The sequence below is a fragment of the Hydrogenoanaerobacterium saccharovorans genome, assembly GCF_003814745.1.
Taxonomy (GTDB): Bacteria; Bacillota; Clostridia; order Oscillospirales; family Ruminococcaceae; genus Hydrogenoanaerobacterium; species Hydrogenoanaerobacterium saccharovorans.
In genome coordinates this window covers 373,453-388,315 of the sequence record NZ_RKRD01000002.1, presented here as the reverse complement: position 1 = coordinate 388,315, position 14,863 = coordinate 373,453, and the positions used below count along the sequence as shown (strand labels likewise).

The window sequence follows — 14,863 nt, the reverse complement described above, 5'->3', positions numbered from 1 at the left end:
GAGACTTATTTGGTTTGCAGCCAAATGGTTTCTGACTCATGACGCTTGGGGCGCCCCATTAAGTCGGCTATGGCTTTTTTAGGTGACTTGTTTTTATACAGCACCAAATAGCACTGTTCTACAATGGGCATCTCTACATCCACGCTTTTGCTCAGCTCATACGCTGCTTTGGTGGCGAGGTAACCCTCCACCGTCATACCCACTTTTTCCAATGCTTGGCGCGCAGTGTTGCCTTGACCAATAAAAATACCTGCACGGCGGTTACGCGAGTGCATACTGGTACAAGTAACAATTAGGTCGCCAATGCCCGAAAGCCCGCCAAAAGTTTCGTGATTTGCGCCAAGTGCAACGCCAAGCCGCGCGATCTCGGTAATGCCTCTGGTCATCAGCGCGGCTTTCGAGTTATCGCCCAGTTTCTGCCCGTCACAAATGCCGGCTGCAAGTGCTATTACGTTCTTCAGTGCACCGCCATACTCTACGCCCTTAATATCATCATTTACATAAATGCGCAGGGTGGGGTTCATCAACAAGTCTTGTACATGTTCTGCCGCCTGGCGGCTAGACGATGCGGCAACCACTGTGGTAGGTACACCGGTTGCTACTTCTTCGGCATGCGAGGGGCCCGAGATAACCACAATTTTGCACTGCGGCAATTCTTCTGCTATCACTTCAGAAAGGCGCTTGTGAGATTGATCCTCCAAGCCTTTTGCTACCGTGGCTAAAACGCTGCCCTCACCCATATAAGGCTGCAGCTTGTGTGCGGTTTCGCGTACTGCAAAAGACGGTACTGCCAAAATGATAAGATCATTTCCCTGCAGATCCTCAATATTGCTTGTAAGCTTAATCTCCTGCGGAATTTTCACCTTAGGCAGCAGACGCAGGTTCTGTCCGTCACGTATAATTTCCGTAATTTCGGCAGGAAATGCACTCCAAAGGGTTACTTCATGCCCCATTTTGTTGCACATAACCGAAAGGGCGATGCCAAAACCGCCCGCTCCTAACACACCAATCTTTGCCACGTACCATTCCCTCCTATTTTTCTTCCTTGGGTTTTCCGAACTTATATTCTGTCCCGTTTATCAAACGTTTGATGTTGACTCGGTGCATATACACCACAAGCAACCCGATAAAAACCGAAAATACAGTGTCTATCATTGCAGGCCGGTTCATCAGCGACAGAACGATAAACGTTACAATCGGGTAGACAATTGCCCCTGTAATGGATGCCACGGATACAATTTTGCAGATAAACAAAAGAGGTATGCAAAGCGCCACCAGCACCAAAAACACAATGGGGTTGATGACCAAAATCATGCCCAGTGCTGTAAGAACGCCTTTGCCGCCTTTAAAATGAAAATACAGCGGGAACAAATGCCCTAAAATAGTAAATATCCCGGCAATGTATCCAATATCAAACGGCAATGTACCAAACAGATGTGCAAACACCCCTCTGCTTACCGCCACCGTTAGTATGCTTTTGCTGAAATCGCCCACAGTTACCAGCGCTGCAGCGCCTTTGCCAAAGGTACGCAATACATTGGTCATACCTGCATTTCCGCTGCCAAAATCGCGCACATCCTTGTGAAAAATCAGCTTGGACACAATCACCGACCAGCTGATACTGCCCAATAAATAAGAGCATACTGCAACAATCAGAGAACCGAGAATGATAGAAGTCTGTGTCGACATCGCAATCCCTCCGAAGATGAAGTTTTGGTGGCTGTTACTATTACTATCATAACGCTAACGCCGCCGTATTTCAAGTGCGGGGACGCACCCCGCCCGCATTTTGATTGATAAATTTAAGGGTTATTCGCCCCGCTGCCTTGTTATCATGCGAATCGGCGTTCCCTGCAACCCAAACGTCTCACGAATTTGGTTTTCGATGTAGCGCTGATAGGAGAAATGATACAGCTCTGCTTTGTTGACGAATGATACAAATGTGGGTGGACGGGTGGATGCCTGTGTAATGTAGTAAATCTTTAAGCGCTTACCTTTATCGGTTGGGGGTTGTACGCGTGCTGTAGCGTAAGCGAGTATATCATTCAATTTACCTGTAGAAATGCGCATACAGTTTTGCTCGTTGACGTATTTAATCAGCTCAAACAGCTTATCCAACCTCTGCCCTGTTTTTGCCGATATAAACAAGAACGGCGCGTAAGACATAAAGCTGAAATCATTCTGGAGCTTCTTCTCATATTCCTGCATGGTTTTACCGTGTTTTTCCACAGCATCCCATTTGTTTACAGCTATAATGCAAGCCTTGCCCTGCTCGTGCGCATAGCCTGCTATCTTGCTGTCCTGCTCGGTAAAGCCTTCCACAGCGTCAATCAGTATCACGCATACATCGCTGCGGTCAACTGCCATATACGAGCGCAGCACCGAATAGCGCTCGATATTCTCATCTACACGGCTCTTTCTGCGAATCCCCGCCGTATCGATAAACACGAATTTTCCGCGTTCGTCATCCACAATTGTATCGGTGGAGTCGCGGGTCGTACCCGCAATATCCGACACAATCATGCGCTCCTCGCCTGCGATTTTGTTGACAAGCGAGCTTTTACCCACATTGGGTTTACCAATGATTGCCACCTTAATATATTCTTCAGTGTATTCTTCGGGGCGGTCAAAGTCGATGTGTTTAAAACACTCGTCCAGCAAATCGCCCGTACCGTGCCCATGTACCGAGGATACTGCAATCGGGTCGCCCAATCCAAGGTTATAGAATTCGTAAAAATCGGCAGGTACCTGGCCGGGTGCATCGCATTTATTCACGCACAGCACGATGGGTTTTCCGCTTTTTTGCAGCATCATCGCAATATCTTGGTCGGTTGCGGTAACTCCGGTTTTGATGTCTGTCACTAAGATGATGACATCCGCGCTGTCAATCGCAATCTGTGCCTGACGGCGCATCTGCGACAAGATGATATCATCGGTTTTCGGCTCAATGCCTCCCGTATCTACCAGCATCACCTCTTTGTTGAGCCATTCACATTCTGCGTAGATTCGGTCGCGCGTAACACCGGGAGTGTCCTCCACAATCGAAAGGCGATGACCTATCAGCTTATTAAACAGTGTGGATTTGCCCACATTAGGCCGTCCTACCACTGCGATAATCGGTTTTGACATAATTTTCCGCCTCCTCTGCGGGCAATGCCCGCCTGTATTATGAGCAAGCATAGGTATTTTATTATCTATCATGCTTGCTTTGTAAGTTTTTATAGCAACCTATGTCTATCTGCTTATTTTAAGCATCTGCCCATAAGTCTTCGTTCAGTATACTGCCCAGCAATTCGTAACCGTCATTGTCCACCACCGTAAGCTTTACCCCAAGTGCTTGTTCTACCTGTTCGATGGTAAAATCATCTAAAAATTTGTCCTGCTCATGCCGCAGCATCGCCGAGGTGATAAGAACTTCTTCCCCCAGGTTTTTGCCCTTGAGCTGTGCAATTAAGTCTGTACCGGTGATGAGCCCTGCAACCGTTATATTCTCTCCAAAATAGTCGTTTTGTATTACTTCAACCTGGCATTTTAGCTGCTTGTATTTACTCTGCGCTTGTGCGGCCAGGTCTTTTATAAACTCGCCCGCCGCAACACCCGTAGCAATGGTTACGCTGCGTTTTTTACCGCTATCATGCGCATCGGCAAGGGCTTCGGCAAACTCCTGCTTTAGCATCGCAAGCAAGCCCACGCCATTTTCCAACTGGTCGAACTCTCCGTAATATTCCTCATTGGGGATTGGCATTTGAGCAAGCAAAAAGAATTCATCCGCAGGGTAAACAATACGGTCGCCGTGCTCTTTTAAAAACCGGTCGGAATATTCATGAATGGTGTCAATCACCTGCTGTGCCTCGGCTTTGGTATAAGGGCGCAGGTGGAATAACCCGTCGCGATATTTTGTGATACCCACCGGTACGCAGGCAATGCTCTCCACTGCAGGGAACAGTTCTGCCAAATCGGTAATGCTCCGCTCCAGCTCTTTACCGTCGTTCAGTTGAGGGCATAAAACCAACTGGGTGTTGATTTTAATATCATGCTCCGCCAACCGCTTTAAATACCGCAGCGATGCAGCTGCATTGGGGTTTTTCATCAGCGTAACGCGCAATTCGGGGTTGGTGCTGTGCACCGAAACATTAATTGGGCTGATACGCATTTTGATAATACGGTCAATATCCTCGTCTGTAAGGTTGGTAAGCGTGATATAGTTACCAAACAAAAAGGACATCCGCGAATCGTCATCCTTTACATACAAGGTATCGCGCATATTGGGCGGCATTTGGTCAACAAAGCAAAAAACGCATTTGTTTTTACACGTATGCTGTCTGTCCATTAGGTAAGTTTCAAAATCCAAACCAAGGTCGTCGTATTCTTGCTTGGTAATGTGGATATGACGAAGTTTGCCGCTAATATCCTCCACTTCTACATCGAGATGTTCGTCGGTCATATAAAAGCGGTAGTCCAATACGTCCACAATCTTGTTGCCGTTGATTTTGTGCAGGGTTTCGCCCGCCGCAATGCCTGCCTTTTGTGCGGGGGAGCGACGCTCGACACTTTTAATTTTTACTGGCATTGCAATGAGTAAGCCCCTTTCGAAAGTAGCGTTCTACGCAGATACGCCGATGATACAAAACGCAAGCAGGTTATAGAAAACCGCAGTTGGTACTATCATACAAGCTTATGGTTAAAAAAATGAGGGAGGATAAATCCTCCCTCATCCTTTGAGAGGCAATTAAGCCTCTTTCTTGATAACCTCTTTGCCTTTATAGAAACCGCAGTTCGGACAAACTCTGTGAGGCATTTTCAACTCACCGCACTGTGTGCATTTCGAGAATGCGGGAGCATCCAGCTTCCAGACGCTGGAACGTCTTTTATCTCTTCTTGCTTTGGATATTTTTCTCTTTGGTACTGCCATGTTCAGCACCTCCTTAAAACTGTGTATTTTTAATTTTCCAGCAATTTACTTAATATTTCAAGGCGCGGGTCAATCCGCTTTTGGGTGCAATTGCATGATTGCTCGTTTAAGTTTACACCGCAAGTGGGGCATAAGCCTTTGCAATCCTCTTTACACAATACCTTACTGGGCAATTCAAGTATAATATCGGACGACGCCAGCTCATCCAAGTCCAACACCAGGTTGGGCACCACAATGAAATCATCATTGCTGTCATCATTGACTTGTTTTACCAAAATGTGCTCAAAACCGAACACTACAGGGGTATTGATGGGAGCGAGACATCTGTCGCATACATGATGCGCAGCCGCGGACGCAGTATAGTTTAGGGTGACTATACCTGCACGGTTTGTAATCTTACCGCTTAGATGTACGGGCTCGGTGAAGGGGTTTGTCATTCCCAGCTTGACCTCCGAAAGGCTTAGGCAGCAATCAATATCAATGCTTTCCCCAACAATTTCGAAGAGCTGCTTTAAATCAATCATCATAATGACACCTCATAACGCCACGCAGAATATTATATATTTCTAAAGTGGCTTTGTCAATAGCTTTGCCGCCTTTTTGTGAGATAATACAGGCAGAGCGCCCCCTGCGGCCCAATCGTTTAAGATTTTGTACAAGCAGCCGGGTGTTTCGTCTTGTAAAGCTATTCTGTGTTTCATAATATCACAAATTATACGAGTTGTCGAATGAGTGCCTCGCGGTCACCATAAAGCAAGTCAATCAAGGGGATTTCTATCATTGTATAAGCACCGGGTGCCTGCTTTAGACTTGCTCTTGCCGCACCTACCAAAATCTGTGCAGTAAGTGCCGGGTTGTTGATTTTCATGTTGAATTCAAACAGTTGATTTTGCGTACTGCCCGATACACCCTTGCGCACCATGTTTACACCATGCCCCATATCCAGCAATGCATCTACGTCGGCAACCTCGATTACATGGGTTTCGTCATGCACAAAATAGGGGTCCTGCTTTACTTTCTTCGCGATCTCATCAAAGGAATATCCCTTTTCCACCTCAACATAAACCATTCTGCGGTGAATCGAAGTACCCAGAGGGATGGTCACCGACAGCGCCTTGCGCACCCCTTCAACCGCCTTTACAGCAACCGTGTGCCCCATGCTCATACCTGGGCCAAAATTGGTGTAGGTAATGCCCTTAGGCGCGGCAGCAAGCATCAGCGCACGCACAATCGAGTCTGAGCCGGGGTCCCATCCCGCCGAATGAACAGAAACAGCCTTATGCGCCTTTGCAATTGGGTCAATCGTACATTTCAAATCCCATATGCTGCTATGTATATCGTAGCTGTCAACCGTGTTGATGCCCAACTCAAGGCAGTGCTTTGCAAAATCCGGTACAGAGCGTGTGGGGGTGCACAAAATCGCTACATCCGGGCGAACGGAAAGGTCTGCAATATCGCTTGCCAGCTGCATGCCCGCAAGCTCTGCCGGAACATTGGCAGGATTACGGCGCACAACACCGACCAGTTCAAAATCTGCTGCTGCAGAAATCGCCTCTAAAACCGATTTTCCGATATTTCCGTAACCTACAATCGCTGCTTTTATCATGACATCACTTCTCCCTATAAAATTCTATTGTCATGATACAGCTTGCAGGCATCTCCTGTCAACACATCTTGCAAGTCCAATTGTTAATACTTGCATAAAATCGAACATATATCTATAAATTACCACTAAAACTCAATATTTGTTACTATTTTGAATGATTTCAATTCATATTTTAAATAAATAGCGCCATTGGACGCCTTATCTATTATTTGTGATTTTTGCTATAACATTTATAAAAAAGTGTATGAATCGACAAATTTTTAAAATATCAAAAAAATAGTGCAATATTTTATGCTTTATTATGGTTAACTCATTGAGGGCATATTATGGAAAAGTTTAATTTATGGCTTAATGTAACTATTTTAATAATATACTGAGGGTAGGAGGGACGCTATGAAAAAGCTCACATCGATTTTATGCGTGATTTTACTGTGCATTACAATACTTTCAACATTGGTTTTTGCAACGGATGCAAAATATAATTTCTCGGATGTACAAGCTATCTATGCAAGTAACAGTGCAGAAATTGAAAAAGCAATTAAACAGAATACAGGCAGCTTAAGTGCTTATTTGAAAGAACACCAAATTTTTATTGATAATGATACTATCATGCCACTGTACTGTGGCAGCTTTTACGACTATGCCAAAACAGGAACCTTTCAGTTATCGCCGTATTGTATAGAAGAAGGACAGGCATATATTGCCAATGTTAAAGATAATGAGGGCGCATTTGCAGGAATGGTGCAGTTTACCGTAGATGGCAACCGCCCGGATATTTATATTTACAAACAAACCAAAAACGTGGAAGAATCTTGCGACTACCGTTTAAACGCCAAACAAATCTCCGCACTGTTAGAGCAAGAAAACTTTGATAAAAATACAATAAAAGCAAAACTTGCATTGATCGATGGTCTGGGTTACGTTTATCATTTATCGGACGCTGAAAAGGAAGGAGTTATTATAACAGATTTTCAGACTCCCTACTCTGAATCTTCTGCGAACACCAAATATAATTTAAATTTTAATAAAAACGGGCTGATTTTGGCTGACAGCGCCTTGTTACAAAAAGCAACAGAAGCACTTGCGAAAATAGAAAAAAACGAAGAAGAATTTATAAAACTGGAGCCTAACAAAAAACCGCGCACCGGCGACCAAACCACAGACATGGATGCCAGCACATCCGCACCTATTTTGATTTTTGGCGTAACGCTCACAATCATTGTTTTCATAGTGGTTTTGATTTATAAAAAGAAAAAGATAGCTTTACAAAAACGGTAAGGATTTTACAGAAACAACCGTAGCCCCCTTGCTTTCAAGGGGGCTACGGTTGTTTCTTGTCGTTTTATTTGGTTGCTTTGTCCATATTTTACTGTTGCATATGTGCAACTATACGAATTTTTAAAAACAGTGTAATGATTTGTGCTGTTTTGAGGTTTCCTAATTGAAAGCAAATAAAAAGGGGATTCCAATGTGGAAGTAAAAATTAACAAAAACAAAAAATTTTTAGGAGGAAAAAATGTTTAAGAAACTTTTTTCAATATTGTTGGCAGGCATATTTATTGGTACAATGTCAGTTATTGTATATGCAGCGGAATATGGAAATTTAGGATGGGAATATCCTCTCGACAGTGAATATACTGACTATTTTCGAGGATATAGCTCCAATCACTTAGGGTTAGATTTAGATGCTCCAAAAGATTCTAATATTTATTCCGTAGACTCAGGAGCTGTTAAGTTTTCAGGTTATCATAGTAGCACAGGGTATTACGTTGTTATTGCTAATGATACAAAGGCATCTGGTGTTAGTAACCCTTTATATGTTCGCTATTTACATATGGATAATGCACCAGAAGTTAGCACTAATGATAGCGTTTCTGCCGGGGAAACTATTGGATATGTTGGAAGTGATGGAGCATATATTGGTAGTAAACCCGTTCCTCATCTTCACATGGATGTAAATACAATTAAGGCTACTGGGGGACGTAATTTTACTACAAGAAATACAATAGATCCTATGCTGTTTTTCCCAGATGTAGATTTTAACAAAATTAAATCATTTTCAGCAAAAATGCTTACATTCCGTAGTGAGCTTATTGAAGAACCTTTTAATCCTAATGATTATATTGACACATATCTAATTAAGCATGTTGGCGTAAAACAATTTGATGAATGGACTACATCTACAAAAGATGTAAATGTTCAAAGCTTTAAAAAGCAATTTAACATTACTGACAATGAATTTAATAATTTAATTTCTTTTTATGGAATATCTAATATTTATAAATAAACGCATAATTATATTAAATAAAGGCGGAAATATCCGCCTTTATTTGGTTATTATAGGAGGAGTTCTATGAATAGCAAATTAGGTATTGTTTTTACGGTGTTTGCCGTACTGCTTTCATCATGCAGTATTCATCAACAGATTAAAAGAAATCAACCTCAAGCAGGTAACCCTGAGCCAGAAATAAAACAAACTGTTTTAAACATAACCGACTCTGTAATGTTGAAAGATTTTGAGCTGCTAGATGGTATATACCTTGATGAAACAGATGAAAACTTAAATTTGCTACAGAGAAAGGGCAATAAAACAAGTGCAGTATCTGTATTCAACCTCGCTCAAAACAAGACTTTATACCATGACGCTTATGATGCCTATATTGAAAAAATTAAACCTACACACAGCGGCATTTTGCTGTTTTACGACAAAGGCATTACCAAGTTGGATAAAACTTTAAAAGAAGAATACCGCATTAAACTGCCCGAAACAGTCAAGTCAGTGCATGATGTTGACTTGTCAGCAGATGAAAAACAAATCATCTATATAGATAAGGCGCAACAAAACATATATAGAGATACCCACCCGCTAACACAACCTACACTGGTTATGAGTGCCGAAAGCACCAAAGGTGCGGGTAGCTTTTTTGACATATCTTTTTTAGGAAACGATTTGATTTATTTCAGCTATCAAACAGAGCAGCTCCCCTTTGGTGCAGGCATTTGCAATACAAAAGGAGAGAGCATTTGGAATAAGCAACTTAACAATACCATGCCAAAACTGGCGGGGAATCAATTGCTTTTATATCAGAGCATGGAATATATAAATGATAACAAGCTTTATATATATGACTTAAACAGCCCCCAAAATTCACCTAAAATAGTGATTACGAATGATAAAGCAGAAACAGTATCTACTACTATCAGCAGCAACGGCAAGTTTCTCTTAACCGCTTGCACTGATGAAAACGGCGAAAACGTAACACTAAGGGTATACAATCAAAACTCTGAGATTATACACTCAATAACAATATCTAACAATGTAACAAGCGGAGTTGTAAATTTAATGGGTACTGATACATATTACGCAATTTGCAACAGCGGTAAAACCGCATATATTTTGCTAGATGATGAAGAAAGCAGAAAATTGTTGCAAATTACTTTTGGCTAAGGTTCAGTATTATCGATATGAGTAAAATAAATCTTTTAAACAGGGTTAATTGCAATAACATAGAGGGGTGAACTTGTATGCAAATTAAAAACTGGAAACTATTTTGGGGCTGTGTCGCTCTTGTTTTGCTTATACTTTTTGCTTTGCATTATTGCATACAATCGGCTTCGCCCAATTTGTTTTACAAGTACACCCAAAGCAATGACATAGATTATATAGATGTATTGATTTTAAAAGTAAAGTACGGCGAACCAACAAATTGCATTGCAAATTTCCAAACAAAAGATGCAAACATTATCAAGGATTATTTAGGTGTATTAAAAAAACAACACTTTTGGTATTATGGCAAAGATATGAACATGGGATTGGGCGAAGATATCCTTTTGTCAATTTACTTGAAAAATGGTAAATCGACCATGCTGCAACTTACTAAGGCGAAAAAACAAGATGGCAACGATCGGATTAATATTGCATACGAGGATAATCAATATTTTATTGAGTATTTTTCAGAAATGAAAGAGCTTGCCTTATACGAACAGCTATACCAACTTACTGTACAACAAACACAATAATTGACTAACTAACAACCGGAGCACCCCAATAAGGAGTGCTCCGGTTGATTTTTGTGGGTTTATTTGATTGCTTTCGTTTCGATTTCTTCTTTTGCCAGTGCAATGAATGCGTCCAGGCTCATGGTGCCCATATCTCCCTCTTTGCGGTTTCTTACTGCAACAACATTATTTTCAATCTCTTTGTCGCCCAGTACAATCATATACGGGGTTTTCTCCATCTGCGCCTCGCGGATTTTGTACCCAATTTTCTCGTTGCGGTCGTCCAGCTCGGTGCGGATACCCGCTGCTTTGAGCTTGGCAACAATTTCTTTTGCTGCCTCGTGCTGCCGCTCACCGATAGGCAAAACCTCAACCTGTGTGGGCATCATCCACATGGGCAGTGCACCTGCATATTTTTCAATCAGCAGTGCCAGTGTACGCTCGTAACAGCCAAGCGAAGTTCTGTGGATGATATAAGGAGTTGTTTTGGAACCGTCGGTATCCACATACTCCATGCCAAATTTTTTCGCCAACATCATATCAATTTGAACCGTAATGGCGGTATCCTCTTTGCCGTGCACGTTTTTCAGCTGAATATCCAATTTGGGGCCGTAGAATGCTGCTTCGCCCTCTTCTTCGGTGTATTCCATGCCGAGGTGGTCGAGAATTTTGCGCATCTGTGCCTGTGCTGTCTCCCACTGCTCGGTTGTACCCTCGTATTTATCCTTATTGTTCGGGTCCCATTTTGAGAAGCGGTAACTTGCGTCCTCTTTGAGCCCGACTGTTTCGAGCATAAAGTTTGCAAGCTCTACACATCCGCGGAATTCCTCTTCCAACTGTTCCGGTCTTACAATCAAGTGTCCTTCTGAAATGGTGAACTGGCGTACACGAATCAGTCCGTGCATCTCACCCGATGATTCGTTGCGGAACAAGGTAGATGTCTCGCCCAATCTCATTGGCAGGTCGCGGTAGCTGCGCATTCTGTTTAAAAATACCTGATACTGGAACGGGCAGGTCATGGGGCGAAGCGCAAATACTTCGTCGTCCTTCTCTTCATCGCCCAGCACAAACATACCATCTTTATAGTGGTCCCAGTGACCGGATACCTTATACAGGTCGCTCTTCGCCATCAGCGGTGTTTTTGTCAGCAGGTAGCCGCGTCTCTCTTCTTCATCCTCAACAAATCGCTGCAGTTGCTGAATGACACGGGCACCTTTGGGCAGCATGATGGGCAAGCCCTGGCCGATCATGTCGCTTGTAGTAAAATATTCCAATTCGCGGCCGATTTTATTGTGGTCGCGCTTTTTTGCTTCTTCAATCGCCGTCAAATGTGCCTCTAACTCGCTTGCTTTGGGGAATGCAGTACCGTAAACGCGGCAGAGCATTGCTTTTTTCGAGTCGCCTCTCCAGTATGCACCAGTGGAGGAGGTGAGCTTAAATGCTTTGATTCGAGAGGTATCGGGTAGATGAGGACCTGCGCACAGGTCTGTAAAATCGCCCTGTTTAAAGAAGCTGATTTTTTCGCCTTTACCCGCATGTTCTTGAATTAACTCCAGTTTGAATGGTTCGTCTTTCATCAATTCCAAAGCGTCGGCAGGCTCCAGCTCAAAGCGCTCAAGAGGAATGCCCTCTTTTACGATTTTCTTCATCTCAGCCTCAATTTTCAACAAATCTTCTGCTGTAAAAGGCTTTTCTACATCAAAATCATAGTAAAAGCCACCGTCGATTGCAGGGCCGATGGCAAATTTAGCCGAGGGGAACAAACGCTTTACAGCCTGTGCCAGTACATGCGATGCAGTATGCCAAAATGCTTTCTTGCCCTGTTCATCGTCAAAAGTCAAGATAGCAAGCTCACAATCTTCGGTAACCGGTGTGCGTAAATCCACAACCTTATCGCCTATTTTAGCGGCACAAGCAGCTTTATAAAGCCCCGCACCCAAGTCTTTTGCAATTTCCAATACGCTTATGCCGGCTTCGTACTCTTTTACAACGCCGCCTTTTAATGTTACTTTTATCATTCTTTTTCTTCCTCTCTGCAAATACTATCTATATAAAATTAAAATTTTAAGAAACAAAACAAAAAATGCTCCATCCCTACATACTAATAGGGATGAAGCATACACTCCATGGTTCCACCCAGATTGCGCAAACAAACCGTTTGCACCTCTCAACGTAAAACGATAACGGGTTTTAACCGGCGGGCATTCACCGCACTCAAAGGCTGGTAACGGCAAATCTTGCTTTGTAACCGTGCTTTCAGCCTGCGCACCGTCTCTCTGAACAAAGTTTTGGCGACTGCCGCCGTCCTTATCATAGTGTTAAAATATGAAAGTAAATCTATGTTACCACCGAAAAAACAAATTGTCAACTGGTAAAACACGTACAATTGTTACAAATTCCTTGACAGAATGTTTGACAGGATATAAAATAGTACTAGTGTGCAGACATGTTGCATTTTTCAGCGGATTTTACCGCTTTTGGATAAGATTCTAAAGCTTCGTACCAGATTAGGCTGCCTGGGGAGGTTAGCCTATTCGGTGTACCATTCAAAGAATATTGTTCTATAAAAATGCCGCCTGTTTTAATACGGACGGCACATATTTTTTTACGGAAAAATATGTGTTTTGCTCCAAACACTACATTAGTATAATTCAAGGCTTAAAACAAAATGGGAAAAGGAGGTTTCAGTAGCGAACTATGGGAACAGTTTCAGTATTAATTTATGTAATCACAGCCGTTGTTGCCTTGCTGGTTGGTGCAGTTGTTGCGTTCTTCTTAGGTATTGCTTATCGGCGCAAAGTTGCCGAGGCAGAGCTGGGGTCAGCAGAAGAAGAAGCAAAGCGCATACTCAGCGATGCAATTAAAGCGGCTGAAAGCAAGAAAAAAGAAGCACTGGTTGAGGCAAAAGACGAGATTTACAAAATGCGTCAAGAAGCCGAAAAAGATGTAAAAGAACGCCGTTCCGAAGTGCAAAGACAAGAACGCCGTTTGGTACAAAAAGAAGAGTCCTTAGACCGCAAGATTGAAAATCAAGAGAAAAAAGAAGAGGTTCTGCAGGCAAAAATCAAAGATGCAGATGAAAAACTTTTAGAGGCAGAAGAAGTTAAAAAACGCCAGTTTGAAATGCTTGAGCGTATTTCGGGGTTAACCACCGAGCAAGCAAAAGAATATTTACTTTCGAACCTCGAAAACGATTTGGTTCACGAAAAAGCACTGAAAATATCTCAGTACGAGGCACAGTTAAAAGACGAAGCCGATACAAAAGCGCGTGAGCTTATTACTATGGCTATCCAGCGCTGCGCCGCAGACCATGTCGCCGAGGCGACCGTGTCGGTGGTTCCTCTGCCAAACGATGAGATGAAAGGCCGTATTATCGGGCGCGAAGGCAGAAACATTCGCACCCTTGAAACGCTTACAGGCGTCGACCTTATCATTGATGATACACCCGAGGCAATTACCCTTTCGTCGTACGACCCGGTCAGACGTGAGGTTGCCCGCATCGCTTTGGAAAGACTCATTCAAGATGGTCGCATACATCCCGCAAGAATTGAAGAAATGGTGGAAAAAGCACAGCGTGAGGTTGACGTTAAAATCAAGCAAGACGGCGAACGCGCTGTGATGGATACCGGTGTACATGCTATGCATCCCGAGTTGATTAAACTGCTTGGCCGTATGCGTTACCGCACCAGTTACGGGCAAAATGTGCTCGACCATTCCATTGAAGTTTCGCACCTAGCGGGTATGATGGCAGCAGAACTTGGTGCAGATGTAAATCAGGCAAAACGCGCAGGATTGATACACGATATCGGTAAAGCGCTTACCCACGAAATTGAAGGTTCGCATGTAGATATCGGTGTAGATGTAGCGAAGAAATATAAAGAAAACGATATTATTATCAATGCGATCCATGCACACCATGGCGATGTGGAGCCCAAAACCATCGTTGCTTGTCTGGTTCAGGCAGCAGATGCAATTTCTGCGGCACGTCCGGGCGCACGACGCGAGAATCTCGAAAACTACATCAAACGTCTTGAGAGACTGGAAGAAATCGCAACCTCGTTTGAAGGCGTTGATAAATGTTTTGCAATTCAGGCAGGCCGTGAAATTAGAATTATTGTGAAACCTGACGTTATTTCGGATGATCAAATGACACTGGTTGCCCGCGATATTGTGAAGAAAATTGAGGCAGAGCTTGATTATCCCGGACAAATTAAGGTTCATGTTGTCCGTGAGAGCCGCGCGATTGAATACGCAAAATAGATGTCTCGAATATAATATTATATGCAAAACCAAGCCATCTGCTACAAGCAGATGGCTTTTTTAATTATTTTACAGTGTATGCAATA

Annotated in this window: 13 protein-coding genes; 5 read left to right on the top strand and 8 right to left on the bottom strand. The window is 43.1% G+C overall.

Translation table 11 applies throughout. The features are described from left to right. Positions 1–5: 5 nt before the first annotated feature. The 7 genes from EDD70_RS11930 to EDD70_RS11900 form a co-directional block, all read right to left on the bottom strand. Positions 6–1,019: an NAD(P)H-dependent glycerol-3-phosphate dehydrogenase gene (locus tag EDD70_RS11930; RefSeq protein WP_092755622.1), complete on the bottom strand. Its 1,014-nt coding sequence runs from the start codon at positions 1,017–1,019 to the stop codon at positions 6–8. A gap of 13 nt (positions 1,020–1,032) precedes the next feature. After that, the gene (plsY, locus tag EDD70_RS11925; RefSeq protein WP_092755620.1) at positions 1,033–1,689 is read right to left on the bottom strand and encodes a glycerol-3-phosphate 1-O-acyltransferase PlsY; all 657 of its coding nucleotides are present in this window, start codon (positions 1,687–1,689) and stop codon (positions 1,033–1,035) included. Between the two features lie 120 nt (positions 1,690–1,809). Then, positions 1,810–3,129 (bottom strand): ribosome biogenesis GTPase Der, encoded by a 1,320-nt coding sequence (gene der, locus EDD70_RS11920; protein WP_092755618.1) that lies wholly within the window; start codon positions 3,127–3,129, stop codon positions 1,810–1,812. Between the two features lie 118 nt (positions 3,130–3,247). Then, the gene (locus EDD70_RS11915) at positions 3,248–4,570 is read right to left on the bottom strand and encodes a DUF512 domain-containing protein (RefSeq protein ID WP_092755616.1); all 1,323 of its coding nucleotides are present in this window, start codon (positions 4,568–4,570) and stop codon (positions 3,248–3,250) included. A 159-nt stretch (positions 4,571–4,729) separates the two neighbouring features. Then, entirely contained in the window at positions 4,730–4,912 is a 183-nt protein-coding gene (rpmF, locus tag EDD70_RS11910) for a 50S ribosomal protein L32 (RefSeq protein ID WP_092755614.1), read from the bottom strand. A 29-nt stretch (positions 4,913–4,941) separates the two neighbouring features. Then, on the bottom strand, positions 4,942–5,439 hold the full coding sequence (locus EDD70_RS11905; RefSeq protein ID WP_092755612.1) for a YceD family protein: 498 nt from the start codon (positions 5,437–5,439) through the stop codon (positions 4,942–4,944). Positions 5,440–5,624: 185 nt separating this feature from the next. Then, on the bottom strand, positions 5,625–6,518 hold the full coding sequence (locus EDD70_RS11900; protein ID WP_092755610.1) for a diaminopimelate dehydrogenase: 894 nt from the start codon (positions 6,516–6,518) through the stop codon (positions 5,625–5,627). 393 nt (positions 6,519–6,911) lie between these two features. Here EDD70_RS11900 and EDD70_RS11895 point away from each other — a divergent pair, with 393 nt between their 5' ends. The 4 genes from EDD70_RS11895 to EDD70_RS11880 all read left to right on the top strand — a co-directional run bounded on the left by EDD70_RS11895 (position 6,912) and on the right by EDD70_RS11880 (position 10,538). Next, a complete protein-coding gene (locus EDD70_RS11895) occupies positions 6,912–7,796 on the top strand; it encodes a hypothetical protein (RefSeq protein ID WP_092755608.1) in 885 nt (294 codons plus the stop codon). Positions 7,797–8,034: 238 nt separating this feature from the next. After that, positions 8,035–8,805, top strand: a complete 771-nt coding sequence (locus EDD70_RS11890) for a M23 family metallopeptidase (RefSeq protein WP_092755606.1) — start codon at positions 8,035–8,037, stop codon at positions 8,803–8,805. A gap of 66 nt (positions 8,806–8,871) precedes the next feature. Further along, positions 8,872–9,966, top strand: coding sequence for a hypothetical protein (locus EDD70_RS11885; protein WP_092755604.1), 1,095 nt, complete (start codon positions 8,872–8,874; stop codon positions 9,964–9,966). Positions 9,967–10,043: 77 nt separating this feature from the next. After that, positions 10,044–10,538, top strand: a complete 495-nt coding sequence (locus EDD70_RS11880) for a hypothetical protein (RefSeq protein ID WP_092755602.1) — start codon at positions 10,044–10,046, stop codon at positions 10,536–10,538. 59 nt (positions 10,539–10,597) lie between these two features. Here EDD70_RS11880 and thrS read toward each other — a convergent pair whose 3' ends face one another. Next, the gene (gene thrS / locus EDD70_RS11875; protein WP_092755600.1) at positions 10,598–12,535 is read right to left on the bottom strand and encodes a threonine--tRNA ligase; all 1,938 of its coding nucleotides are present in this window, start codon (positions 12,533–12,535) and stop codon (positions 10,598–10,600) included. A 679-nt stretch (positions 12,536–13,214) separates the two neighbouring features. Between thrS and rny the strand changes: the two genes are divergently transcribed. Beyond that, a complete protein-coding gene (gene rny / locus EDD70_RS11870; RefSeq protein ID WP_092755598.1) occupies positions 13,215–14,777 on the top strand; it encodes a ribonuclease Y in 1,563 nt (520 codons plus the stop codon). Positions 14,778–14,863 lie beyond the last annotated feature (86 nt).